General features: G+C 52.5%; 26 protein-coding genes. 17 read left to right on the top strand and 9 right to left on the bottom strand.

All coding sequences use genetic code 11. The annotated features are described in order from the left end of the window. Positions 1-28 precede the first annotated feature (28 nt). From gyrB to dnaA, 6 genes are all read right to left on the bottom strand, one after another. Positions 29-1,933: a DNA topoisomerase (ATP-hydrolyzing) subunit B gene (gyrB, locus tag MOST_RS07420; RefSeq protein WP_054936888.1), complete on the bottom strand. Its 1,905-nt coding sequence runs from the start codon at positions 1,931-1,933 to the stop codon at positions 29-31. 125 nt (positions 1,934-2,058) lie between these two features. After that, on the bottom strand, positions 2,059-2,316 hold the full coding sequence (gene remB, locus MOST_RS07415) for an extracellular matrix regulator RemB (RefSeq protein ID WP_054936887.1): 258 nt from the start codon (positions 2,314-2,316) through the stop codon (positions 2,059-2,061). A gap of 121 nt (positions 2,317-2,437) precedes the next feature. Then, the gene (gene recF / locus MOST_RS07410) at positions 2,438-3,529 is read right to left on the bottom strand and encodes a DNA replication/repair protein RecF (protein WP_054936886.1); all 1,092 of its coding nucleotides are present in this window, start codon (positions 3,527-3,529) and stop codon (positions 2,438-2,440) included. Beyond that, positions 3,492-3,719, bottom strand: coding sequence for an RNA-binding S4 domain-containing protein (locus MOST_RS07405; RefSeq protein ID WP_054936885.1), 228 nt, complete (start codon positions 3,717-3,719; stop codon positions 3,492-3,494). Before MOST_RS07405 ends, recF begins: the two co-directional genes overlap by 38 nt. A gap of 11 nt (positions 3,720-3,730) precedes the next feature. Further along, a complete protein-coding gene (gene dnaN, locus MOST_RS07400) occupies positions 3,731-4,882 on the bottom strand; it encodes a DNA polymerase III subunit beta (protein ID WP_054936884.1) in 1,152 nt (383 codons plus the stop codon). Positions 4,883-4,993: 111 nt separating this feature from the next. Then, the gene (dnaA, locus tag MOST_RS07395; RefSeq protein WP_054936883.1) at positions 4,994-6,322 is read right to left on the bottom strand and encodes a chromosomal replication initiator protein DnaA; all 1,329 of its coding nucleotides are present in this window, start codon (positions 6,320-6,322) and stop codon (positions 4,994-4,996) included. A 238-nt stretch (positions 6,323-6,560) separates the two neighbouring features. Between dnaA and rpmH the strand changes: the two genes are divergently transcribed. The 12 genes from rpmH to MOST_RS07335 all read left to right on the top strand — a co-directional run bounded on the left by rpmH (position 6,561) and on the right by MOST_RS07335 (position 16,284). Further along, entirely contained in the window at positions 6,561-6,695 is a 135-nt protein-coding gene (rpmH, locus tag MOST_RS07390; RefSeq protein WP_083476641.1) for a 50S ribosomal protein L34, read from the top strand. A 33-nt stretch (positions 6,696-6,728) separates the two neighbouring features. Beyond that, a complete protein-coding gene (gene rnpA / locus MOST_RS07385) occupies positions 6,729-7,097 on the top strand; it encodes a ribonuclease P protein component (protein WP_083476640.1) in 369 nt (122 codons plus the stop codon). Then, positions 7,081-7,302, top strand: a complete 222-nt coding sequence (gene yidD, locus MOST_RS07380; RefSeq protein ID WP_181950128.1) for a membrane protein insertion efficiency factor YidD — start codon at positions 7,081-7,083, stop codon at positions 7,300-7,302. The genes rnpA and yidD overlap by 17 nt, the downstream gene beginning before the upstream one ends. Before the next feature lie 60 nt (positions 7,303-7,362). Then, on the top strand, positions 7,363-8,043 hold the full coding sequence (locus MOST_RS07375; protein WP_054936881.1) for a YidC/Oxa1 family membrane protein insertase: 681 nt from the start codon (positions 7,363-7,365) through the stop codon (positions 8,041-8,043). Then, positions 8,040-8,660 carry an RNA-binding cell elongation regulator Jag/EloR gene (jag, locus tag MOST_RS07370; protein ID WP_054936880.1) on the top strand — a complete coding sequence of 207 codons (621 nt, stop codon included), beginning with the start codon at positions 8,040-8,042 and terminating at the stop codon, positions 8,658-8,660. Before MOST_RS07375 ends, jag begins: the two co-directional genes overlap by 4 nt. A gap of 94 nt (positions 8,661-8,754) precedes the next feature. Next, a complete protein-coding gene (mnmE, locus tag MOST_RS07365) occupies positions 8,755-10,131 on the top strand; it encodes a tRNA uridine-5-carboxymethylaminomethyl(34) synthesis GTPase MnmE (protein ID WP_054936879.1) in 1,377 nt (458 codons plus the stop codon). 147 nt (positions 10,132-10,278) lie between these two features. Then, positions 10,279-12,171 carry a tRNA uridine-5-carboxymethylaminomethyl(34) synthesis enzyme MnmG gene (mnmG, locus tag MOST_RS07360; RefSeq protein WP_054936878.1) on the top strand — a complete coding sequence of 631 codons (1,893 nt, stop codon included), beginning with the start codon at positions 10,279-10,281 and terminating at the stop codon, positions 12,169-12,171. Continuing rightward, the gene (gene rsmG / locus MOST_RS07355) at positions 12,161-12,883 is read left to right on the top strand and encodes a 16S rRNA (guanine(527)-N(7))-methyltransferase RsmG (RefSeq protein WP_054936877.1); all 723 of its coding nucleotides are present in this window, start codon (positions 12,161-12,163) and stop codon (positions 12,881-12,883) included. Before mnmG ends, rsmG begins: the two co-directional genes overlap by 11 nt. Positions 12,884-12,962: 79 nt before the next feature. Then, a complete protein-coding gene (locus MOST_RS07350; RefSeq protein WP_054936876.1) occupies positions 12,963-13,724 on the top strand; it encodes a ParA family protein in 762 nt (253 codons plus the stop codon). Beyond that, positions 13,717-14,601 carry a ParB/RepB/Spo0J family partition protein gene (locus tag MOST_RS07345; protein WP_054936875.1) on the top strand — a complete coding sequence of 295 codons (885 nt, stop codon included), beginning with the start codon at positions 13,717-13,719 and terminating at the stop codon, positions 14,599-14,601. Before MOST_RS07350 ends, MOST_RS07345 begins: the two co-directional genes overlap by 8 nt. Before the next feature lie 404 nt (positions 14,602-15,005). Further along, positions 15,006-15,560 (top strand): pyruvate kinase alpha/beta domain-containing protein, encoded by a 555-nt coding sequence (locus tag MOST_RS07340; protein WP_054936874.1) that lies wholly within the window; start codon positions 15,006-15,008, stop codon positions 15,558-15,560. 34 nt (positions 15,561-15,594) lie between these two features. Then, entirely contained in the window at positions 15,595-16,284 is a 690-nt protein-coding gene (locus MOST_RS07335; RefSeq protein ID WP_244267037.1) for a DUF554 domain-containing protein, read from the top strand. Between the two features lie 49 nt (positions 16,285-16,333). Here the strand turns inward: MOST_RS07335 and larC are convergent, their stop codons facing one another. Both larC and larE read right to left on the bottom strand, forming a co-directional pair. Beyond that, positions 16,334-17,524 carry a nickel pincer cofactor biosynthesis protein LarC gene (gene larC, locus MOST_RS07330; protein WP_054936872.1) on the bottom strand — a complete coding sequence of 397 codons (1,191 nt, stop codon included), beginning with the start codon at positions 17,522-17,524 and terminating at the stop codon, positions 16,334-16,336. Between the two features lie 22 nt (positions 17,525-17,546). Next, a complete protein-coding gene (gene larE / locus MOST_RS07325; protein WP_054936871.1) occupies positions 17,547-18,389 on the bottom strand; it encodes an ATP-dependent sacrificial sulfur transferase LarE in 843 nt (280 codons plus the stop codon). A gap of 251 nt (positions 18,390-18,640) precedes the next feature. On the opposite strand from larE, the gene MOST_RS07320 reads away from it, so the two are divergent. The 4 genes from MOST_RS07320 (at position 18,641) to MOST_RS07305 (ending at position 21,218) form a co-directional block, all read left to right on the top strand. After that, positions 18,641-19,159: a DUF4446 family protein gene (locus MOST_RS07320; RefSeq protein ID WP_054936870.1), complete on the top strand. Its 519-nt coding sequence runs from the start codon at positions 18,641-18,643 to the stop codon at positions 19,157-19,159. Between the two features lie 12 nt (positions 19,160-19,171). Beyond that, the gene (locus tag MOST_RS07315; protein WP_054936869.1) at positions 19,172-20,101 is read left to right on the top strand and encodes a M23 family metallopeptidase; all 930 of its coding nucleotides are present in this window, start codon (positions 19,172-19,174) and stop codon (positions 20,099-20,101) included. Continuing rightward, the gene (locus MOST_RS07310; protein WP_054936868.1) at positions 20,082-20,441 is read left to right on the top strand and encodes a bactofilin family protein; all 360 of its coding nucleotides are present in this window, start codon (positions 20,082-20,084) and stop codon (positions 20,439-20,441) included. The genes MOST_RS07315 and MOST_RS07310 overlap by 20 nt, the downstream gene beginning before the upstream one ends. A 135-nt stretch (positions 20,442-20,576) precedes the next feature. Further along, positions 20,577-21,218: a phosphoribosyltransferase gene (locus tag MOST_RS07305; protein ID WP_054936867.1), complete on the top strand. Its 642-nt coding sequence runs from the start codon at positions 20,577-20,579 to the stop codon at positions 21,216-21,218. Positions 21,219-21,220: 2 nt separating this feature from the next. Here the strand turns inward: MOST_RS07305 and yyaC are convergent, their stop codons facing one another. Beyond that, positions 21,221-21,850, bottom strand: a complete 630-nt coding sequence (yyaC, locus tag MOST_RS07300; RefSeq protein ID WP_054936866.1) for a spore protease YyaC — start codon at positions 21,848-21,850, stop codon at positions 21,221-21,223. A 106-nt stretch (positions 21,851-21,956) separates the two neighbouring features. Between yyaC and MOST_RS07295 the strand changes: the two genes are divergently transcribed. Then, positions 21,957-22,982, top strand: coding sequence for a YkvI family membrane protein (locus tag MOST_RS07295; protein ID WP_054936865.1), 1,026 nt, complete (start codon positions 21,957-21,959; stop codon positions 22,980-22,982). Positions 22,983-23,020 lie beyond the last annotated feature (38 nt).

Raw genomic sequence — 23,020 nt, 5'->3', positions numbered from 1 at the left:
GAAAAAACGGGGGTCAGGCCCCCTCCAACTAAATATCCAGGTTTCTGACTTCGTGGGCGTGCTGCTGGATAAATTCCCGCCGTGGCTCCACCCGGTCACCCATGAGGATGTTAAAGATGGCATCGGCTTCTGCAGCATCCTCAAGGTTGACCCGGAGCAGGGTTCGGGTTTCCGGGTTCATAGTCGTTTCCCAGAGCTGGTCGGCATTCATTTCACCCAGGCCTTTATAGCGCTGAACTTCCCATTTTTCGCCGGCATGGTTTTGTAAAAACCTTTCCAGTTCGGCGTCATTATACAGGTAGTGCTCTGTTTTACCCCGGGAAACTTTATAAAGGGGCGGCTGGGCGATATAGATATAACCTTCGGTGATTAAAGGCCGCATGTAGCGGTAAAAAAAGGTAAGCAACAGCGTCCGGATATGGGAACCGTCCACATCGGCATCGGCCATAAGGATAGTCTTATGGTAGCGGGCCTTGTTGATGTTAAAATCATCGCCGATGCCTGTCCCCAGGGCGGTGATGATGGTCCGGATCTCTTCGTTATTTAAAATCTTATCCAGCCGCGCCTTCTCGACATTTAAGATTTTACCCCGCAAAGGCAGGATGGCCTGGAAACGCCGGTCACGGCCCTGCTTGGCCGAACCGCCGGCGGAATCACCCTCCACCAGGAAAAGTTCAGCCACGGCCGGGTCCTTGTGGGTACAGTCGGCCAGCTTACCGGGCAAAGAAGTTATCTCCAGGGCATTTTTGCGCCTGGTCAGCTCCCGCGCTTTACGGGCCGCCTCCCGGGCCCGGAAGGCATTCAAAGCTTTATCGACAATCCGCCGGGCAATGGTGGGGTTTTCTTCTAGGTAGGCGCTTAAATGTTCCGCCACCAGGGCGTCGACAATGCCCCGTACTTCCGTGTTGCCCAGTCTGGTCTTGGTCTGGCCTTCAAATTGCGGTTCCAGCACCTTGACGCTGATGACAGCCGTCAGGCCTTCCCGGATATCCTCTCCGGCCAGGTTGCTGTCGTTTTCCTTCAGGATGTTAAATTTACGGGCGTAATCGTTGATAACCCTGGTCAGGGCCGTTTTAAAACCTATTTCGTGGCTGCCGCCTTCGGTGGTATTGATATTGTTGGCATAAGAAAGGATCAGCTCGTTATAACCGTCGTTATATTGCAGGGCTATTTCAACTTGGACGTCATCCTTTTCCCCGCTGAAGTAGAGGGGCTTGTTGAAGAGGACCCCCTTGTTTTTGTTTAAATGGCGGACGAAATCAATCAACCCGCCGGTGTGGTAATAGGTGGTTTCTGTGTCGTTTCTTTCATCGTGAAAGATTATTTTGACGCCCCGGTTTAAGAAGGATAGTTCCTGCAAGCGCCGGCCGATTATTTCATCCTGGAAAACTATATCTTCAAAGATCTCCCTGTCCGGGAAAAAGGTTACGCTGGTGCCCGTACCCTTGGCTTTGCCGACAACCTTTAAATCCGTTACTTTATCGCCCCGGCGATACTCTTGCTGGTATATTTTCCCATCACGTTTTACCTTGACCTCTAGCCACTCCGATAGGGCATTGACCACCGAAAGGCCCACACCGTGGAGGCCGCCAGCCACCTTGTAGCCATTGCCTCCGAACTTGCCCCCGGCGTGCAACATGGTCAGGGCTACTTCCACGGCCGGCAGGCCTGTTTTCTCATGAATATCCACCGGGATGCCCCGGCCGTTATCAGTAACCGTCAGGCTGCCGTCCTGATGAATAGTTACTTCAATACGATCGCAAAAGCCGGCCAGGGCTTCGTCAATACTGTTGTCCACCAGTTCAAAGACCAACTGGTGCAGGCCCCGGACTCCGGTGGTACCGATGTACATGCCGGGACGCCGGCGCACGGCTTCCAGGCCCTCCAGTACCTGGATTTGACTGGCATCATATTCCGTGTGTACCTGTTCCATCTTTTCCTCCCAGGTTAAACTTTCCCTGACAAATATAGCACAAAAGCTGGGCTTTCTTCAAGCAGGCTTCCCGGTACTTGACCATATCTTGCTAAAGCAGGCCCTTGATCCCGGCAGGGAGGGCCTTATTCCTGTTCCAGGTTGCTGAAGATACAACTGGCTCTCTTCATCAGGGTACCGGAAGAAATGCTCGAATAATATATCTCCTTATCGGTAATAATGCAGGATTTGCAACCTTCGGTCCGGGGATCTTTTTTGACTTTAAGGTTGGCCTTATTTAAAAATTCACTGTTAACCCCAGCCCGGCCGGTTGTACTCAAGTTGAGGATAGCGATAATCTCCTTGCAGGGGACAACCATCTCGTTACCTATGTGCAGGTACATAATAACCACCTCCGAATAAGGTTCTGCTACTCTCAGGCGTCCTCGGCTCCGGCAGCGGTTGCCTCACCTCGCCTGTCCTTTTGACCTTTGCTCCACGCCTCATAGGTTCCGGGACATATCCCTACCCTGTCACTAACCTTCTTTCCCCTGATAATTGCCAAAGGGTGGCCTGCTCCAGGAGGCTGGCCGGTAGTCTGGTCAATTCCGTGGTCGTTAAAAAGGTCTGGCCGGCGGTGGCCAGGAGTTCCAGCAAGGCCTGCTGGCGTTTGCTATCCAGCTCGGAGAAAACGTCATCCAGAAGCAAAATAGGCCTCTTTCCCAGGACCTGCATAAAGATCCTGGCTTCAGCTATTTTGAGGGCCAGCACGGCTGACCTTTGCTGGCCCTGGGAAGCAAAGAAGCGCGCTTCATAGTCGCCAATAAAAAAGGAGAAATCATCACGATGGGGTCCCCAGAGACTTAAGCCCGCTTGGATTTCCCTTTCCTGGCCCGCATTTATTTTTGCCAGCCATTCCTCGCCGTCGCTGACGCTGGGCCGGTAGGTAAGGGTTAGCTGTTCCCTGGCATCCATACTCTGGTAGATGGCTGCTGCCAGGGGTTCCAGGGCCTGGAGAAAGGCCCTTCTTCTCTGGATAATGGCCAATCCGGTAGATACTAACTGAATATTCCAGGGTTCAAGGTCCTGACCTTTTCCCCGGCCTGCCTTGATCTCCCGCAGTAAACGGTTGCGCTGTAAAAGGAGGCGACGATAAGACTGGAGGCTGTGGCAATAGAGCCGGTCAAGGATGCTTATCTCCCGGTCCAGGAACTGGCGCCGGTAGACAGGCGCACCTTTAAGCAGGAGCAGATCATCGGGTCCAAAATAGATAACCGGCAAAATACCCAGGAGATCAACTAAGCGGTGTTGCTGGCCGTTAATTGTTAACTCTTTGTGATTTTGCTGGTAAATAATAGCTAGTTCCAGGTTTTCCTGGCTGGCATTACAGAAGCCTTTTACCTGGAAAGAGTTTTCCCCCCAGCTTACCACTTGCTGGTCTTGCTGCTGGCGTAAAGATCGGGCAAAACTTAAATAGCCAACAGCTTCCAGGAGATTGGTCTTGCCGGCCGCGTTGGGACCCTGGATAATGTTCAGGCCCGGCTGGCAGTGCCAGGTTAACTCGCGGTAACTGCGAAAATTAGTCAACTGGAGCTGCCGTAAGCTTATAACTGGCACCCTTAACTTCCACCTCATCGCCAGGCCCTAAAGTATGGCTGCGGCGTTTCTCTGTTTGACCGTTAACCCGTACCAGGCCGCCGGCAATCATTTCTTTAGCCTGGCCGCCGGTTGCTGCTATGCCAGCCCATTTTAAGAACTGGTCAAGCCGGATAGATGGAGTGGTAATAGGAACGTTTTTGCTAGGCATAATTACCCCCGTTAGACACTTGGCGGGTTGCTTTCCGGTGCGGTATTGATCCTTACTGGCAGGATGAGGCAAAAATAATTATCCTCACCTGCCGGTTTCACAACTACTGGTTTTAAAGGTGCCAGCATCTCCAGGATAACCTCTTCCGTGTCTATTATACGTAACGTTTCCAGTAAATAACGGCCGTTCAGGGCCAGGGTTAAAGGCTCGCCTTCAACCTGCGCCACCAATTCTTCCTCCAGGTGGCCAACTTCGGCAGCCTCGCTGGTAATCTTTAAAGTTTCACCAACCTGCAGGAAGATAATATGGGAACGGGATTTTATTTCATCCCGGGCCAGCAAGGTAGCTCGTTCTGTTGTTTCCAGTAAGTCCCTGGTAGTCACCTTTACTGTGGTAACATGGGATTGAGGAATAACCTGGCGGTAATGGGGAAATTTTCCGTCAAGAAGCCGGGCATACAACTTTAAGTTTTCATACCGGGCAAAAATCTGGCTGGAACCAATGCTTATTTGCACCTGGCCTTCTTCACTTGGCAGCAGGCGGGCCAGTTCATTTAAGGAACGGCTGCCAATGAGGGCGTTTACCGGCTCCTGGCTGGTAACTCCCGCCAGCTGGCCATGGTAGACGGCCAGCCGGTGGGTATCGGTAGCCACCAGGTTAAATTGATTCCCACCGGGTTCTATTTCCAGTAGTATCCCGCTAAAAATACTTCGCAAATCCTCACTGCTAGTAGCTATACTTACTTTGCGGACGGCATCTTTAATAGTGTTTATATTTACCTCCAGGGACACATTGCCTTCCAGGTCTGGCAGGGAAGGAAACTGGTTGGGATCGAAGCTATTTAACTGGACCCTAGACTGCATGTAGGTTATTTCAACGGTATTATCCGGCAGGGCTAGTAAAGAGAGGTTAGTCGGGGGTAAACGCCGCACCATTTCTGAAAAAATGCGCGCCGGCAGGAGTAGTTCGCCGGGAGTTAGTACTTCCACAGGGAAACTGTAAACAATGCCTAGATCAAGATCGGTTCCCTGTAAAGTTAGCATATTATCTTGTGCCTGGAATAGAATACCTGTAAGGGCTGGTAGAGTAGTGGTGGTGGCTACCGCCCGGTAAACCTTTTGGACGGCCTGTAAAAGCTGGGGTTGTGAACAGGAAATATGCATAACATGGTTCCTCCATCATCATCATAAAGATGAATAGTAGTAGTAGTAGGGCCTGTGGATATGTTAATAGCAGCCGTAAATGCAGCCAGGACGGGATTTAAGATATGTGGATTACTGGTTTCTAATTTCCTGCATAAGCTGGGATATCATCTGGGGCAGGGAAGGATCGCTTATTAAATCATCGCGTATCTTGTTGTAGGCATGAAGGACAGTTGTATGATCCCTGCCGCCAAAGGCCTCACCGATCTGGGGTAAAGAGGCATCGATCATCTCCCTGGCCAGGTACATGGCTATTTGCCGGGGAAAGGCTACCGAGCGGTTCCGCTTTTTAGCCTTTAAATCTTCAGGCTTCAAGTTGAAATAGCGAGCCACCACTTCCTGGATCAGGTTGATGGTGATTGGCTTCGGCCTGGCTAGGTTTAAGGCATCCTTGAGAACTTTTTCCGCTAACTCGATGGTAACTTCTTCTTTCGTAAAGGCAGCATAGGCTGCTACCCGGATCAAAGCCCCTTCCAGTTCCCGGATATTCGAATCTATTTTTTGGGCCATAAAAAACATGACATCATCCGGGAGAATAATATTTTCGGCAGCTGCTTTCTTACGTAAGATAGCCATCCTGGTTTCCAAGTCGGGCGGCTGGATATCGGTAATGAGTCCCCACTCAAAACGCGATCGTAAGCGGTCTTCTAAAGTAGGTATTTCTTTAGGCGGCCGGTCACTGGAGATTACTATCTGTTTGTTGGCTTCATACAGGTGGTTGAAGGTATGGAAAAATTCTACCTGGGTACTTTCTTTTTTTGCCAAGAACTGAATATCATCAATAAGGAGGACGTCAATGTTACGGTATTTAGCCCGGAATTCTTCCGTCTGCTCATCACGGATGGCGTTAATCAGGTCGTTGGTAAACCTTTCCGAGGAAATGTACAGGACCCGGAAATTGGGTAAGTGCTGGCGGACGTGATGGCCGATAGCCTGCATGAGGTGGGTTTTCCCCAGGCCAACACCACCATAAATAAATAAAGGATTATAAGAATTGGCCGGCGTTTCGGCTACTGCCAGGCAGGCAGCATGGGCGAAGCGGTTACTGTTGCCCACCACAAAGGTATCAAAAGTGTACCTGGGGTTAAGCCGGGGCAGGTCGTCGTCTGCTGCTTCAGGGGTTGCTGTGGCCAGGTCTCCGGCCGGAGAAAAGCAAATGACCTGGATATTAATTGGTTCCCGGGCCAGGACTTTTTGCAGGGCTTCCTGAACCAAAGGATAATAACGGCTCTGGATGTAATCGCGGGCAAATTCGTTGGCTGCGGCCAGGACCAGAGTGTTACCTTGCATGGTTACCGGTCGGGTATCAAAAAACCATGCTTCCAGGGCGGAGAAACTAATTTGTTTTTCTAAAATAGATAATACCTGTTGCCAGGCTAGATCGAGTTGATTTGGTGACAAAAAGGAGACCTCCCTGAGGAAGATGTTAATAAAATCAGATGTCTATAAAATGAATATCGGGGATAAATGAGGGGGATAAAGGGAAATCACGCATTTTTATCTTACCAGCTTTGGGGATAACTATCAACAGGCAACAAAAATTCCTTTTCCTTGACAGATGGAAAAAGACTCAGCTATAATTTGAATGATACGGCTGGAAAAAGATAAAAGATAACTTTGGTAGGAGGGAAAAGTAAGTTTGAAAAGGACTTATCAACCTAAAAGGAGACGCCATCAAAGAGTTCATGGTTTTTTAAAGCGGATGCGTACTCGAGCCGGACAGGAAGTCATTAAGCGGCGGCGCCGGAAAGGTCGTAAACGCCTGTCTGCTTAAGGCAGGCCCAATCCCTTTTTCCATGGGGGCAGGATGTTGTTAAATGCGGGGCGGCGTATTGTCAAAGCAAAGGATTTTCGCCGGGTTTACCGCCAGGGCCGTAAAGTAAGCGGCAAAATGTTAAAACTATATTATCTGCCCAATAAATATGACCTTACCCGTTTTGGTTTTTCCATTTCCAAAAAAGTGGGCAAAGCTGTAAAGCGTAATTTATTAAAACGCCGCCTGCGGGAAATCTGTCGTAAACATATAAATTCTTTCCAGCCGGGTTTGGATGTGGTGCTGGTAGCCAGGGAGAGTGCCGTGCAAAGTAATTTTAATGAACTGGAGCAAGAAGTATTAAATTTAGGGCGCTGGGGGAAAATTTTGGTTAAAGAGGAAAGCAGTGACCCAGGTGATTAAAAGGAGTATTATCTTATTTATTCGTTTATACCAGTTATTTATTTCCCCTATTCTGGGAAAAAATTGCCGTTTCTATCCCACTTGTTCCCAGTATACTCTGGAAGCAATAGGCAGATATGGAGTGTTCAGGGGAAGTATCCTAGCAGTAAAAAGATTAGGGCGCTGTCACCCTTGGCATCCTGGAGGTTATGACCCGGTTCGTTAAAGCCAGAATGGAGGTGAAGGCTGCCTTTTCCTTAAAGTGGGGAAGAAGGCAGGGTGCTAGTTGAATATATTAGTAGATTTCCTGTCACAATCAATACAATTTTTATATAATATTACCAGGATGATGGGTATACCCAATTATGGCCTGGCTATAATTTTATTTACCATTCTCGTTAAGGTAATCCTTTTCCCTTTAACCTACAGGCAGCTTCGTTCCATGAAACGAATGCAAGAAATTCAACCCAAGATCCAGGAATTGCAAAAAAAGTATAAGGGCAACCCGCAGAAGGCTCAGCAGGCCATGATGGAACTGTACCAGAAGGAAGGTGTTAATCCCCTGGGGGGATGTTTACCTTTGCTGGTGCAAATGCCCATTCTTTTTGCTTTATTCAGTGCCCTGCGTACCTTCTTTGATCCTGTTCACCACCCGGCCTATGTGGAACTGGCCCACGCCAACTTTTTATGGGTCAGCAATCTAGGGCAACCGGATCCTTATATCTTACCTATCTTAGTTGCTCTGGGTACTTTTTTCCAGCAAAAGGTAAGTATGGTCAGCGGTAATCAAGATCAAACCCAGAGGACGATGCTTGTAGTCATGCCACTGGTAATTGGCTGGATGAGCCGGAGCTTTTCGGCTGGCCTATCTCTCTACTGGGTAACCTTTAGTTTAATGGGCATTTTAGAACAGTGGCTGGTACGCCGGCAGCCGCACCTGGTGAAGGAGGAAATCAGCGCCAAATGAAGGAGATTGAAACCAGCGGCAAGACTGTTGAGGAAGCCATTGAGGCAGCGCTGAGAAGTTTGGGGGCCAAAAGGGAAGAAGTAGAAATTTATATTTTAGAAGAAGGTAGTAAGGGTTTTTTAGGTTTACTGGGCTCGCGCCAGGCCCGGGTAAAGGTTGTCCTGCCCGATAGCCCAGAAGAAGTAATTAATGACTTTTTAACAAAGGTATTAAAAGCCATGCATGTTGCAGCTGGCATCGAAATCCGGCAGCGGGAAGGGTACTATTTTGTCAGTTTTCACGGCAAAGACCTAGGTATCTTAATTGGCCGGCGGGGCGACAACCTAGATGCCCTGCAGTATTTATGCAACCTGGCAGTAAACCGGGTATTAAAGAACAAAGTCAAGATCGTCCTGGATGTAGAGGGGTACCGCAAGCGCCGGGAGCAAACTTTAATCAATCTCGCCCGCCGTTTGTCGGCCCGGGTAAAAGAAACTGGTAAAAGGGTCGTCCTGGAACCCATGAACCCCCAGGAAAGGCGCGTTATCCATACTGCTTTACAAAACGACAGTGAGATCTTGACCTTCAGTGAAGGGCAGGAACCAAACCGTAAGGTTGTTATTGCCTTGCGTCATTAACATTTTTGCGCTAAAATAAGATTACCTGGTATGTTTCTGTGGCCCAGTGATACCTTAAGTATTACTGGGTTTTATTATGTGGGGAGGGCAGGCTATGCTGGCCGACACCATAGCCGCAGTAGCCACACCGCCGGGTGAAGGCGGCATCGGCATTATTCGCCTGAGCGGCAGTGAAGCTGTAGCCATCGCCAGTAAAATATTTCAGCCCCGCCGGGGACTGGAATTTGCTGCCAGCCGCAGCCATACCCTGCGTCTGGGAGTGATTGTCGATCCCGCGACGGGAGAAACCGTCGATGAGGTCCTGGCCTGTATAATGCGGGCTCCCCACAGCTATACGGCCGAAGATGTAGTGGAAATCAACTGCCATGGTGGTCCCCTGGCAGTAGCTAGGGTTTTACAACTGGCTCTGCGCCACGGTGCCAGGCTGGCAGAGCCGGGAGAATTTACCAGGCGCGCCTTTTTAAACGGGCGCCTGGACCTGGCTCAGGCTGAGGCAGTGCTGGATGTTATCCGGGCCAGGAGCAGCCAGGGACTGGCAGCTGCCGTAGGCCAGCTGCAGGGTAAACTGTCCCAAAAAATAACGGAGATAAACGATTTTCTTACCGGCGTGCTGGCAGCCATTGAAGCCAGTCTGGATTTTCCCGACGAAGTTGGCGAAGTAAGTGCTAGCGAGCTGGATAATCTGCGCCAGGCCCGGGAAGAGGTAAAAAAACTACTGGGCACCTGGGAAGAAGGACGGCTCCTAAATGAAGGCCTGAAAATTGCCATTGTCGGCCGGCCCAATGTGGGCAAGTCCAGCCTGTTAAATGCATTATTGCGCCAGGAAAGGGCTATTGTCAGCCAGATTCCGGGTACCACCAGGGATACCATAGAAGAAACTTTGCTGCTGGGTGGTTTTGCCTGTCGCCTTATCGATACTGCGGGTTTGCGGGAAACGGCCGATACCCTGGAGAGTATCGGTGTGGCGCGGACAAGGCAGGCAGTAAAGGAAGCCGACCTGGTCCTGATGGTCGTTGATCTAAGTACCGGGATCTTACCGGAAGATGAGCGTATTCTGGAGGAAGTGGCGGGTAAAACCCTGATTGTCGTAGGCAATAAAGTTGACCTGGTAGGCGAAAAGAAAACCGGGCTTGAGGCCTTTGCAAGCCTTTACCCCCGGGTGGCCATTTCCGCCCGGGAAGGCAGGGGCCTGGATGAACTGGCCCAAAGGGTAAAGGAGGTCGTCCTTGGCGGGAAGGCAGTAAGGAAGCGGGGAGATCCCCTCCTCACCCGGGCCCGCCACCGTGACGCCCTGGAAAAATGCCTGGAACACCTGAACGCCGCCATAGCCGCCTGGGAAGAGGGTATGCCCGGCGATCTAATCGCCGTTGACCTCTGGGCGGCCCGCGATTTCCTGGGCGAAATCACCGGAGCTACCGCCCGGGAGGATCTCCTGGACCGGATCTTTAGCGACTTCTGTATTGGTAAATAAATGACAAGACCCTGATACCGCTAACACGGCACCAGCATAAGGATGAAAATAACGGGCTGGCATTTGTTTGGAGCGAGCAAAAACAATGCCATCCTGGAGCAAAGTTATTTTCAGGTTAGAAAGTTAAGTAGAAAGAAGGTGAACAAAATGTACAACGCCGGGAATTACGATGTCATTGTCATTGGCGCCGGTCATGCTGGCAGTGAAGCCGCCCTGGCGGCAGCCAAGCTCGGCTGTCGTACCCTGGTGCTGACCATCAGCCTGGAGAGTATTGCCATGATGCCCTGCAACCCTTCTGTGGGTGGGCCGGCCAAGGGTCACCTGGTAAGGGAGATTGACGCCCTGGGCGGCGCCATGGGCTTAAATACCGACCGCAGTCGCATCCAGATCCGGCGCCTCAACGGCGGCAAAGGTCCGGCAGTCAGGGCCTTGCGGGCTCAGGCCGATAAAAAGCTTTACCAGCAGCTCATGACCCTTACCCTAGAACGGCAGGATAATCTCGAGGTCAAGCAGGGTGAGGTTACCAGGCTGGTGGTGGAAAATGGCCGGGTAAAGGGTGTCCTGACCAGAACGGGAGCCTTCTTTAACTGCCGGGCTGTTGTTTTAACTACCGGAACTTATCTTAGGGGCCGGATTATCATTGGTGATGTTGCCTATTCCGGCGGGCCCAACGGTCAGTTCCCGGCCATTGATCTGGCGGCGAGCTTAAAGGACCTGGGTCTCGCCATGGGCCGCTTTAAGACCGGTACGCCGCCCAGGATAAGTGGGCGTTCCATAAACTGGGAGAAATTAATTGAACAGCCCGGGGATAAAGAGCCATTAAATTTCTCCTTCTGGGAGGACAACAGCCACCGGCCCAATGTTTCCTGCTGGCTGACCCATACCAATGAGACGACCCACCGGATTATCAGGGATAACCTGGACCGGGCGCCCCTCTTCAGCGGCATGATTGAAGGTAAGGGACCGCGGTACTGCCCGTCAATAGAAGACAAAGTGGTCCGCTTTGCCGATAAGCCCGGGCACCAGGTTTTCCTGGAACCGGAAGGCTTAAGTACGGAAGAATGGTACGTCCAGGGTTTGTCCACCAGCCTGCCGGAAGACGTCCAGTTAGCTGTCCTGCACAGTATCCCTGGTCTGGAAAAGGCGGAAATGATGCGTCCTGGCTATGCCATTGAATATGATTACCTGGAACCGACCCAGCTCAAGGCAACGCTGGAATGCAAAACCATTGGTGGTTTATTCACGGCCGGGCAGATCAACGGTACCTCTGGTTACGAAGAAGCTGCGGCCCAGGGGTTAATAGCGGGTATCAACGCCGCCCGTCTGGTGCAGGGAAAGGAACCAATTATTTTAAGGCGCGACCAGGCCTATATCGGCGTCCTTATTGATGACCTGGTCACCAGGGGTGTCACCGAGCCCTACCGCATGCTGACGGCCAGGGCTGAACACCGCTTGCTCCTGCGGGAAGATAACGCCGACCTGCGCCTGGCGGCCATTGGTTATGAAATAGGGCTCCTGGATGGGGAGCGCTACAAGAAGTTGGAGGCCAAAGAAAAAGCCATCAAAGAAGGAATAGAGATGCTGCAAAAGCAGCATGTAGGCAGTAACAATGAGGCCATACAGGAGATACTGCAACGTCACCAGGAGACGCCCCTGAAGGGAACGGCCAGCCTGGCCGATCTGCTGAAAAGACCGGGATTAAAATACCAGGATATAGTAGAAGCCGGCCTGGTACCACCGCTAACGGCCGATATTGCCGGGGAAATAGAAATGATCCTCAAATACGAAGGCTATATTGCCAAAGAAAAAGCCCAAGTAGAGCGGATGTTGAAACTGGAAGGAAGGCGTTTACCCGAAAATCTCAATTACCGGGAAATCCGTGGCTTATCCCGGGAGAGTATCGATCACCTGGAAAGGGTAAGACCCCGTTCCCTGGGGCAGGCCCTGCGCATACCAGGTGTCACCCCGGCAGATATCAGTATCCTGCTGGTCTATCTAGAACAAAAAAGGCGGGAAGGGGTTAATGCCTGTGCCGGTTAATAATAGCATAATTACCAGCTTGATCCGGAACGCCGGCCTGGATATAACGGTAGAACAAATTGCTGCCATAAACGAATATATCAATCTCCTTATAGAGGCTAATAAGCAAATAAACTTAACGGCCATTGTTGAGGAGGGGGAAATCTGGCGGAAACACGTCCTGGATTCCCTCCTCATTTTTTGTGCCCTGGCAATCCCGGCAGGTGCCAGGGTTATCGATGTAGGTACCGGCGCAGGGATACCGGGCTTTATCCTTAAAATATGCCGGCCGGACCTGCAGCTTACACTGCTGGAAGCCCAGCAAAAAAAGGTTAAATTCCTGGAAAAGGTAGTTGCCAGGCTGGGGTTAGACGGGGTTGATTGCCTGTGGGGCCGGGCCGAGGAGGTAGGTCAAAACAAAAATTACCGGGAAAAATATAACCTGGCCGTAGCCCGGGCTGTAGCGCCTTTAAATACCCTGGTGGAATACAGCCTGCCCCTGGTACAGGTAGAAGGTTTTATGGTAGCCTATAAGGGGCCGGCAGGAGAGCAAGAATTAGCAGCAGCTAAAAAGGCAATAAACCTTTTGGGAGGTGGTGAGACAAAAATATGGCAGCATAAACTTTCAGAGGGAGAAGAAAAGCGCATTTTGGTTATAATCAAAAAGGAAAAGACTACACCGCCAGCTTACCCGCGCCGGGTGGGAGTGCCAACCAAACGGCCGCTAAAGTGAGGGAAAATAATCAAGGCCGGCAGGAACACGAACAAGCATGCCGAAATAAAGAAAAAAAGTTAAGGGAGAGGTCAATCCCATGGGCAAGGTTATGGCCATTGCCAATCAAAAGGGAGGGGTTGGTAAAACCACCACTGCCGTCAATTTGAGTGCCTTTTTAGCCCAGGCGGGAAAGCAAGTACTCCTGGTAGATATTGATCCCCAGGGTAACGCCACCAGCGGTCTGGGCATTGATCGCCTGCGCATCGAGCACTGTATCTATGATGTCATTATTAACGGCGTACCCATAGCCGGTGTAATTATCGCCACAGGAGTGCCCCTTCTAGACCTGGCGCCGGCGACCATTGAACTGGCAGGCGCTGAAGTTGAACTGGTGACTGCCATTGCCAGGGAGCAGAAATTAAAGAAAGCCCTGAAAGAAGTCAAAGATAACTATGACTACATAATAATCGATTGTCCGCCCTCCCTTGGTTTGCTCACCATCAATGCCCTGACAGCGGCCGATGGCGTCTTAATACCCATCCAGTGTGAATATTATGCCCTGGAAGGTTTGGGCCAGTTGATGAACACCATCCAGCTGGTTACGCGTCACTTGAACCCCCGCTTGAAAGTAGAAGGGGTTGTCTTAACAATGTATGACCCGCGGACCAATTTATCCATGCAGGTAGTTGATGAAGTGAAAAATCACTTCCCTGAAAAAGTATTTAAAAGCATTATCCCGCGTAATGTGAGGCTGAGTGAAGCACCAAGCTATGGACAGCCAATCAGCCTTTATGACCCTCGTTCCCGTGGAGCCGAAGCATATCAAGAACTGGCAAGGGAGGTGATGAACAATGGTTAAAAGGGGGCTGGGCCGGGGCCTGGGAGCTTTATTGCCACCAAATGACGAAAAAGAAGTTATAGCCGGGAAAGTAACCAGCGTAGCAATTGACCGGATTGTAGCCGGGCGGCACCAGCCAAGACGAGATTTCGATGCCGGGAAATTAGAGGAATTGGCCCGGTCAATCAAAAGCCACGGCGTTATCCAGCCGATAGTGATTAAACCCGTTGGCGATGACAGGTACGAACTGATTGCCGGCGAACGCCGCTGGCGCGCCTCAAAATTGGCCGGATTAAAGGAAATACCTGCTATCATCAAGGACCTGGATGCCAGGGAAACAGCTGAAATAGCCTTGATAGAGAACCTGCAACGGGAAGATCTAAATCCCATCGAGGAAGCTGAAGCTTACCAGGCACTAATAAACGAACATAATCTTACCCAGGAAGAAATCGCCCAGCGCGTAGGTAAAAGCCGGCCAGTAATCGCCAATGCCCTGCGCCTGTTACAGTTACCGGAGGAAATCCAGGAGATGCTCCGGAAGAATGAAATATCCCCTGGCCATGCAAGGATAATCCTGGCCTTAAAGGATAGAGAACAACAGCTAATGCTGGCAAGAAAAGTTAAAGAAGAAGGGCTGGCGGTAAGGGAGACAGAATTAATTGCTAAAAAGATGCTGGCCACGATTGATCACCCCTCAAAAAAGGAAACCAAGAACGAAAAAGTTAATTTAGAAGTCAAGCAACTAGAAGATAGACTACAGCACATTCTAAGCACAAAGGTTAAGCTGACTTACGGGAAAAATAAAGGTAAAATAGAAATCTATTATTTTGGTACCGAGGATTTAGAAAGGATTATAACCGTATTAACCAGGGAAAATGTTTCACGTGAAACATTTTAAAGTTCGCTTCAAATTAAAGTTAGCCCTCGAAAGATATTTATTTTGCTAAGAGCCTCCCATGGCGATGAATCGCCACCAGCGGGGGTATGAAAATGCCTGGCTGGCATTTGTCGGAAGCGAGCTAGCTTCTACCGAGTGGCGAAGCGGCTCAGGCGTAGCCGAGGGATGATAAGCGGGGCCGAGGACAGCGAGGCCTTTGGCCGGATTCTAAAGGCAAGGATGCCGAATAGGCCGCCCAGCACTCACAGTAACCAAGTTACAGTAACCAGTTCTTCGGTTTATGCAGTCGCACTACCTTTGGAGGTACCTGAGTTTAGTGAGTGCTGGGCGCTCCACAAGGGCCCTGGAGCGAGCGAGACAATGCCAGCCTGCTATAAAGTTATTTTCGAAGGAGGAATCCATACATGACAACATACTGGCAAGCAAAAGGAAAGATAAATACAGAAGGGACGGTGAAGTTGGCCCTGGAACGGGCCAGGCAGCTGGGGTTAAAGGATGTGGTCGTTGCCTCGGCCACCGGCTACAGCGCCTCACTGTGCCTGGGGAATAACGACTTAAATATCGTTTGCGTCACCCACCAGGCCGGGTTTAAAAATCCGGGGGAAATAGAAATGGATGCCGCCACACGCCGGCGCCTGGAGGACGGGGGGATTAAAGTCCTGACCACCACCCACCTGCTGGCCGGCCTGGACCGCGCCCTGCGTTTCAGCTTCCAGGGCGTTTACCCGGCCGAAATTATCGCCAATACCCTGCGTCTCTTCGGCCAGGGCACCAAGGTGGCCGTCGAGGTTGCCGGCATGGCCCTGGACGCTGGGCTCATACCGGCGGGGGTGGATGTCATTGCCCTGGGCGGCAGCAACGAAGGTGTTGATACGGCCCTGGTTTTACGCCCGGCCCATTCCCAGGACTTTTTCGCTACCAAAATCAAAGAGATAATTTGCAAACCCAGGGAGTTTTAAGGGAAAAAGGCGCCGGCTGGCGCCTGAAATCGGGGTGAAGAACTTGTGGGGGACATGGGTTAATGTCCTGGCCATCCTGGCCGGTTCCCTTTTAGGATCCTTAATTGGCCAGCGCCTGCCACGGCGCCTGCTGACAACAGTTACCCAGGCCACTGGCCTGGGTATATTACTGGTGGGGCTGGCCATGGCCGCCCAGAGCAAAAATATCGTGCTGGTGATTGTCAGCCTGGTAGCCGGGGGTATTAGCGGGGAACTCCTGGATATTGAAGGGCGTTTGACAGGCCTGGGGCGGCGCCTGGAGCTACTTCTTACCCGGGGCGGCAGCGGAGAGCTTACCCGGGCCTTTGTCAGCGCCAGCCTGCTCTATTGCGTCGGCGCTATGGCCATTATGGGTTCCCTGGAGGCTGGTTTACGTGGCAATTACGATACCCTTTATGCCAAGGCTCTGCTGGATGGTATCCTGGCTGTTACCATGAGCACCACCCTGGGCTGGGGAGTGGCCCTGGCGGCCCTTCCGGTGCTTGTTTACCAGGGTAGCTTGACCTTCCTGGCCGCCTGGCTGCAGAACTACCTGACGCCGGCAGTAGTAACCGAAATTACTGCCAGCGGGGGCCTGCTCATTATCGCCATTGCCCTTGGAGTACTGAAGATAAAGGAGATTCCCGCCGGTAACCTTTTACCAGCCCTTTTCTTTGCTGCCCTGCTGTCCTTATGGTGGCATTAAAAAACTAACCCCTTGACCTGTCGCTGGCAGGTAAGGGGTTTTTCTTAGGTTACCATACCTTTACGGCCCGGGCGGCAGCTAGGGCGGCGGCATAGACTTCCTTCACGGGCACGCCGGCGGCCAGGGCGGCCTGGCGACAGGATTCATACTCCGGGGCGACGTTGGTGATTGCCCGGCCCTCGGGATCATGGTAAAGCCCCCATTTGACGGTGACCGGCCCGTAAGGCGTCAGCACTTCAGTACTCCGCCGCTGGCAGACCAGGCGCCGGTCGCGGCGAAAGCGCAGGCCCAGGGTGCTGGAATGGCGGAAGATGGCCGCCGCTACCGCGGCAAGACGGTTTTCCGGGCAGATGGCTGTAAAGAGGACGCCGGGCCGGCCTTTTTTCATTTGCACCGGTGTAAAGTAGGCATCCACGGCCCCGGCAGCCAGGACCTGCTCCATGAGGGCAGGGAAAAACTCGGGGTTCATGTCATCAATGGTCGTCTCCAGGACCAGGCTGCTCTCTTCTCCTTCTGGCTGCGTGCCGGCTATTTCTCCCAGGGCCAGGCGCAGGAGGTTGGGATGCGTAAGAAGGGTTTTCCCGGCGCCAAAGCCAACGCTGGTCAAATTCATGGCCGGGAAAGGGCCGAAACTACCAGCCAGGGTAGTGATGAGGGCCGCGCCGGTGGGGGTTACCAGCTCGGCTTTATCTTCAGTGCCGTAAACAGGGTAACCCTGGAGCAGGTAAAGGGTCGCCGGTGCCGGTACAGGCAGTTTGCCGTGATGGCATTCGACCCAGCCGGATCCCAGGGGCAGGGGTGATGCTATAACCCGCTCAATACCCAGGAGGTGCAGGCCCAGGACAGTGCCCACAATATCGATAATGGCATCGACGGCCCCAACTTCATGGAAGTGGACTTTTTCGGGACTGATGCCGTGCACCTGGCCCTCAGCCCGGGCCAGGTGCTGGAAGACAGCGGTTGCTTTTTCCCGTACCGGTGCAGGCAGCGGGCTGTTATTGATCAGTTCCAGGATATCTTCCAGGTGGCGGTGGGGCTGGTGACCGGCCACCTGCACCTCTACATCTATGGCCGCAATACCCTGCTGCTTGACTTCCCTGACCTTTAATTCCCATCCCTCCAGGGCCAGACCTTTTAAGCCTGCCACTAGTTCATCCCGGGAAAGGCCGTTGGCCAGCAGGGCCCCCAGGCACATATCACCGCTGATACCGGAAAAGCAGTCAAAGTAGGCGACTTTCATCTTTATCCACCTGCCTTAAACTCTATATCTTGCTGCTTATTGCCCGTTCCTCCGGGCTAAGGACGGCATTCATGCTGCCACTGCGGAAGCCTTCTAAATCTAAAGTTATATAAGTGAACCCAATCTCATGGAGATGGTTAACCAGCTTTTCCCTGACATTTGTATCAATAAGGAGGCCAAAGGCGGCCGGGTTTACCTCCAGGCGGGCAATGGGTCCATGGTGGCGTACCCGGATTTCCCTTAGACCCAGCTGGCGTAAGAAAGCTTCGGCAGCAGCCACTTGCTCCAGTTTTTCCGGGGTAATGGCCTGTCCGTAGGGGATGCGGGAGGAAAGGCAGGCCATAGAAGGTTTATCCCAGTTGGGCAGGTTTAAGTATCTTGCCAGCTGGCGGATCTCTTCTTTGGTCAGACCTGCTTCCTGCAGGGGGCTGCGGACGCTGAACTCTCTGGCCGCCCGGCTGCCAGGGCGGAAATCGTCGCTGTCATCGGCATTGGCGCCATCGACTATTACTTTCAGTCCGTGTTTCCGGGCCAGTTCCTGCAATGTAGCAAAAAGTTCCTTTTTGCAATGGTAGCAGCGTTCCAGCGGGTTGGCAGTAAAGGCGGGGTCTGCCATTTCGTTGGTATTTATTACCAAATGTTGGATACCGAGTTCCCGCGCCAGCCGGGTAGCGGCTTCTATTTCCACCTGGGGATAAGTGGGTGAAGCGGCCGTTACCGCCAGGACCCTGGCCGGCGTCATACTGGCTACCTTGAGTAAAAGGCTGCTGTCAACACCACCGGAATAAGCCACCAGGATGGCTTCCATGCCTGCTAAATTATTTTGCAGGAGTTCCAGCTTGGCAGCTAGATCAGCAGTTATCATTAATATCACCACGCTTTAATTTATTTATGGGCATATAGACTTTCTTCTTCTACCTTAATAAATCCTGCTGGATTTATTTTTTTCGGGATGATAGAATTTGCATACTTGCAGATACAGGTTCTCTCAGGATAGCAAGATATTAGCGGTAGTTAACCAGTTTATTTTTGTGAAATGTAAGTTTAAATAACAGGAAAATGGCATTTCATGTGGAAATAAATCCTTTGCTGTAATTTAGTTGGGAGGATTTTACCTTGGCGGCACTTACTTCTTTACTGGCACCTTATTATATCCCTATCCTCCTGGGGCTGGCCGGCTTGCAATTGCTTATCATCCTTTTTCTCTGGTATAACCATGCTGAGGTAAGGCGCCTGGAAGGACGCATCAGGCGTTTAGCTGAAACTGGCGAAGGCCACGACCTGACTGCCGTCCTGGCGCGCTTTCATGACCTCGGGGAGATAAAGAAAGCCCTTGAACAGGTGCAGGAAAAGGCAGCCGACCTCCAGGTGGGCCTGGAAAAAAGTTTCAGCCGCATGGGCTTGATCCGCTTTAATGCCTTTCCCGATACCGGTAGCGATTTGAGCTTTGCCCTGGCCCTCCTTAACAGGGAAGGGCACGGTTTTATCCTCACCAGCCTTTATGCCCGGGACGAGACCCGCGTCTTTATTAAACCCGTTCACGGTGGGCGTTCGACTTACCGCCTGAGCGAAGAGGAAGAAAAGGCCCTGGCCATGGCCCTCGGCTTGCTGACGCCGGAAAAGGCAGCCAGTTAGGGGGATCCGGGTTTGAAGGGTAGCCGGCGTGATCGTTACTTTACGCTGATGCTTGTCCCGGAAGGGCGCCGGGAAGTTTATCGCTATTTACTCCCGGCATGGTTTTTCCAGGTCGCGGTCGTAATGGCCATACTGCTTATTATAGCCTTAATTACAGCCGCAGGAGCAGTATATTACCTGCACAAAAGGGTTGCCGAGCTTAGAGTTATTGACCAGATCAATGCTACCCAGGCCGCCCAGATTATGCAACTGGAGGAACAGGCCAGGGCTTTGCAGGAAAAAATCCATGGCATCGACGAACTGGATGCCCGGGTAAGGTCCTTGCTGGGCCTGGGCCAGGGGGGCGGTGGACGCCCCAGCGAAGCTTCCCGGGGTGGCCGTTTAAGACCACGGGAACAGGAACAAACTTTAAACCAGGTACGTTCTATCCTCAACAGTGTAGCCCGCGACACTCCTCGCCAGGAGGTCAAACTCAAAGAACTGGCCCGGGAAATGGAACAGCACCTGGCTTACCTGGCAGCCCTGCCCTCCCACTGGCCGGTGAGGGGGCCGATTTCTTCCCCCTTTGGCTACCGGGATTCCCCCTTTGGCCGGCGGGAAGAATTTCATGAAGGCATTGATATTGCCGCTGCCTATGGTGCAGAGGTCCAGGCTGCTGGCAACGGACGGGTGGTTTTTGCCGGCTGGATGCCGGTTTATGGACGTGCCATTATCATTGATCACGGCTATGGTTTAACAAGTATGTATGGTCATAATTCTGAACTCTTAGTTAAAACGGGGGAACAGGTGGTGCGGGGCCAGCCTATTGCTAGGGTGGGCAGCAGCGGCCGCAGTACCGGTCCCCATTTGCACTTTCAAGTGAAATTAAATGACCAGCTACAGGATCCATTAAAATATCTTACGGGAGGAGAGGTCGCCGGCAGTGCTGGGGAAAAAGAATGACGCCGTTGCGGCAACGATAGATACGGTCATTGGTAAGGGAGCTAAAATAACCGGCAAACTGGTGGCGGAAGGCGCCGTCCGCATCGACGGTAATTTTGAAGGCGAGGTAAGTACCGAGGGTGACCTGGTGGTCGGGGAAAGCGGCCAGGTGATAGCCACGGTCAGGGCCCGCAACCTGCTGGTGGTGGGAGCCATCAAAGGCGATGTGGTAACCACAGGTCAACTGGAAATTGCCCCGACGGGCAAGGTGGAGGGCGATGTTCAGACGGTGCGGCTGATTGTCGAACCCGGCGGTTTGCTCCAGGGCCACTGCCAGATGCCCTTACCGGCCGATTCCTAGCCTGGAATGAGCTTATACCAGGCTCTGCCGGGCAGGCCCGTTGGACCTGCTGCGCCTCCAGCCGGGAGAATACATAGCCATGTAAATAAGGGAAAAGCTATTACTACTTCTCTTTTCCCGGGGGGTTAGACCCACATGCTCTTTAAAGATCGCCACGATGCCGGTTGCCAGCTGGCCAGGGTCCTGCAGGTTTACCGGGGCCAGCAACCCCTGGTGCTGGCCGTGCCTAGGGGCGGGGTTGTAGTCGCCGAGCCCATCGTCGTGGCCCTGGCAGGGGAACTGGATTTGATTATCCCCCGCAAAGTGGGCCTGCCGGGCAATCCGGAACTGGCTGTAGCCGCCGTGGCGCCAGATAATACAGTTTTATATAACGAACCCGTTATGCGATCTTTTAAGCTGGTACCGGCCGATCTTAAAGCCCTCATCGAGCTGGAAGTGGCAGAAATCAAACGGCGGCTGAAGGTTTACCGGGGTCATGATAGTGAACCGGAAATCACAGGAAGGGTTGTTATTGTAGTAGATGACGGTATTGCTACCGGCCTGACTATAGAGGCGGCCCTGCAGTCGGTAAAGCAGGCCAACCCCGGGCGGCTGGTCCTGGCCGTGCCGGTGGCCCCGCCGGAGACCGTGGAACGCCTGCGGCCTCTAGTAGAAGACTTAATCTGCCTGGCAACTCCGGCGTTCTTTTACGCCGTGGGCCAGTTCTATGAAGATTTCAGCCAGGTTTCAGATGACGAGGTGGAGAATATTTTAGCGAAGTTCAAACGTGCTTCCTGATCCTACTGCAGGCCCTGGGCAACGGCAATACTGCGATGCTTGTAAACTATGCACACGCCCTGGTAAATGGCGCTGGCAATTTGCTGGGCCATGCGCATGACAATGGACAGGCGGGTATTCTGGAGGACAAAATATTCCATATAGCCGCCAACGTTGACGATGCCAGTGAAGTGAATGTCTCCCACAGCCGGGAGATTTTTATTCACCCCGGCGCCGGGTCTTAAAGCCCCCGGGGCCAGGGTAATGGCGCCGACATTTTCCGCCTGTCCCAGGCAGGCATCAACGGCGATGATTATGGGATCAGGATGGTGGGTCTTAATATAGGCCAGTTTTTCCGTCAGGTTGCTGGCGTGAACTGGCTCGTCCAGGGTACCATATACCGCAAAGGGCAAACTGGGCATGTGTAAAAGATTGGTGCCCACCAGTGGTCCCAGGCAGTCACCCGTTGAACGATCAGTACCAATGCATACTACTACAATGGGTTGTTTACCCTGAGGGTTAAGCTCCTGCAGGTGCCCGGCCAGGGTCTGGCTTAATTTTTCCACTGCCAGGGGGTCCTGGTAGTAATATTTAATCTTAGGAGGCAGGGCTGCCTCAGGTTGATTAGAGGTGAAAAAAGGTAACAGTGCCATACCTTACCTCCTGAGAAACCTTGTGCCTAGAGTATATGCCGGAATCAGCTTTTTTATACTATTGGACGGCCCTCCTGGCATATTAATGTACAAAGATTGAGGGAGGGTGGTCCTGATCCTTAGGGCCGAACTGGCTGTAGCCATAGCTGTAGTGGGAACCATGGCCGGGGCTGGCTTTGCTTCCGGCCAGGAACTGGTCCAGTTTTTCGTGACCCTGGGGCCGGAGGCCCCGGCGGCCATAATTTTAATGGGGACCCTTTTAATCCTGGCTACCAGCCAGGTACGCCACCTGGCCCTGAAGTGGCGTACTAACTCTTACCATGATTTCCTGGTGGTACTCCTGGGCAGCTGGGAGAAACCGGCCGACCTGGCTACAGGCGCCTTCCTGTTTGGTGGCCTGGCTATTATGCTGGCCGGGTCCGGCGCCGTGGCCAGGCAGTATTTTGGTTTCGCGCCTATTACCGGAATTCTGGCCTGCGTTGTTCTGGCTTTCCTGGCCAGCCTGGGCCAGGGCCGCGGCCTGCTGCTTTTAAATGCCCTTCTGGTACCGGTTATGCTGGTAATTATGACTGTAACCGCTGTAGTTGCCATCATGTCCCGGCCAGGGCCATTTGCTGCTGCCCCGCCTGCACCACCAGGGGGGCTCATCAGCAGCAACTGGGTCCTCAACGCCTGCCTCTACGTTACTTATAATATGGCTGGTGTTGCGGTTTTACTCACCTCCCTGCCGGCATCCCGCAAGGGGGTCCTGGGGGCCGGCCTGGGCGGACTTTTGCTGGGAGCCCTGGCGTACTTGCTGGTGACGGCCCTGGCGGTTTTAAGTCCTGCGGGCCTGCGGGCAGAACTACCTTTATTGTACCTGGTGTCCGACCTGCAACCCGGGCTTCTTCACCTTTATGCCCTGGCCCTCTGGCTGGCTATAGTGACGACGGCGGCAAGTGATCTTTACGGGCTGGCGACAAGGCTGGGGCAAATTCCCGCCCTTCCACCCTGGCGGGCAGCGGTAGTAATTCTCATCCTGGCTTTGCCGGTGGCTACCTGTGGTTTTATCAACCTGGTAAGCTGGATTTACCCCCTTTTCGGTTACCTGGGCCTGTGCTTGTTAATCCTCTCCTTAATACGCCGTCTTTAAGATGCAGAACAGGCAGGATTTTAGCTCTTGTTTGTCGA

Source organism: Neomoorella stamsii, assembly GCF_002995805.1.
Taxonomy (GTDB): Bacteria; Bacillota; DSM-521; order Neomoorellales; family Neomoorellaceae; genus Neomoorella; species Neomoorella stamsii.
Note: the sequence above shows the minus strand (reverse complement) of the source record. Positions and strands in the feature narration are given on the sequence as shown.

What these genes read in the sequence shown, in the direction of transcription:
- rnpA (WP_083476640.1), top strand. Translation starts at nt 6,729, where the DNA reads ATGTTGTTAAATGCGGGGCGGCGTATTGTCAAAGCAAAGGATTTTCGC.
- MOST_RS07350 (WP_054936876.1), top strand. Translation starts at nt 12,963, where the DNA reads ATGGGCAAGGTTATGGCCATTGCCAATCAAAAGGGAGGGGTTGGTAAA.
- MOST_RS07340 (WP_054936874.1), top strand. Translation starts at nt 15,006, where the DNA reads ATGACAACATACTGGCAAGCAAAAGGAAAGATAAATACAGAAGGGACG.
- dnaN (WP_054936884.1), bottom strand. Translation starts at nt 4,882, where the DNA reads ATGCATATTTCCTGTTCACAACCCCAGCTTTTACAGGCCGTCCAAAAG.
- larC (WP_054936872.1), bottom strand. Translation starts at nt 17,524, where the DNA reads ATGAAAGTCGCCTACTTTGACTGCTTTTCCGGTATCAGCGGTGATATG.
- mnmG (WP_054936878.1), top strand. Translation starts at nt 10,279, where the DNA reads ATGTACAACGCCGGGAATTACGATGTCATTGTCATTGGCGCCGGTCAT.
- remB (WP_054936887.1), bottom strand. Translation starts at nt 2,316, where the DNA reads ATGTACCTGCACATAGGTAACGAGATGGTTGTCCCCTGCAAGGAGATT.
- yyaC (WP_054936866.1), bottom strand. Translation starts at nt 21,850, where the DNA reads ATGGCACTGTTACCTTTTTTCACCTCTAATCAACCTGAGGCAGCCCTG.
- mnmE (WP_054936879.1), top strand. Translation starts at nt 8,755, where the DNA reads ATGCTGGCCGACACCATAGCCGCAGTAGCCACACCGCCGGGTGAAGGC.
- MOST_RS07405 (WP_054936885.1), bottom strand. Translation starts at nt 3,719, where the DNA reads ATGCCTAGCAAAAACGTTCCTATTACCACTCCATCTATCCGGCTTGAC.
- gyrB (WP_054936888.1), bottom strand. Translation starts at nt 1,933, where the DNA reads ATGGAACAGGTACACACGGAATATGATGCCAGTCAAATCCAGGTACTG.
- larE (WP_054936871.1), bottom strand. Translation starts at nt 18,389, where the DNA reads ATGATAACTGCTGATCTAGCTGCCAAGCTGGAACTCCTGCAAAATAAT.
- jag (WP_054936880.1), top strand. Translation starts at nt 8,040, where the DNA reads ATGAAGGAGATTGAAACCAGCGGCAAGACTGTTGAGGAAGCCATTGAG.
- MOST_RS07345 (WP_054936875.1), top strand. Translation starts at nt 13,717, where the DNA reads ATGGTTAAAAGGGGGCTGGGCCGGGGCCTGGGAGCTTTATTGCCACCA.
- MOST_RS07305 (WP_054936867.1), top strand. Translation starts at nt 20,577, where the DNA reads ATGCTCTTTAAAGATCGCCACGATGCCGGTTGCCAGCTGGCCAGGGTC.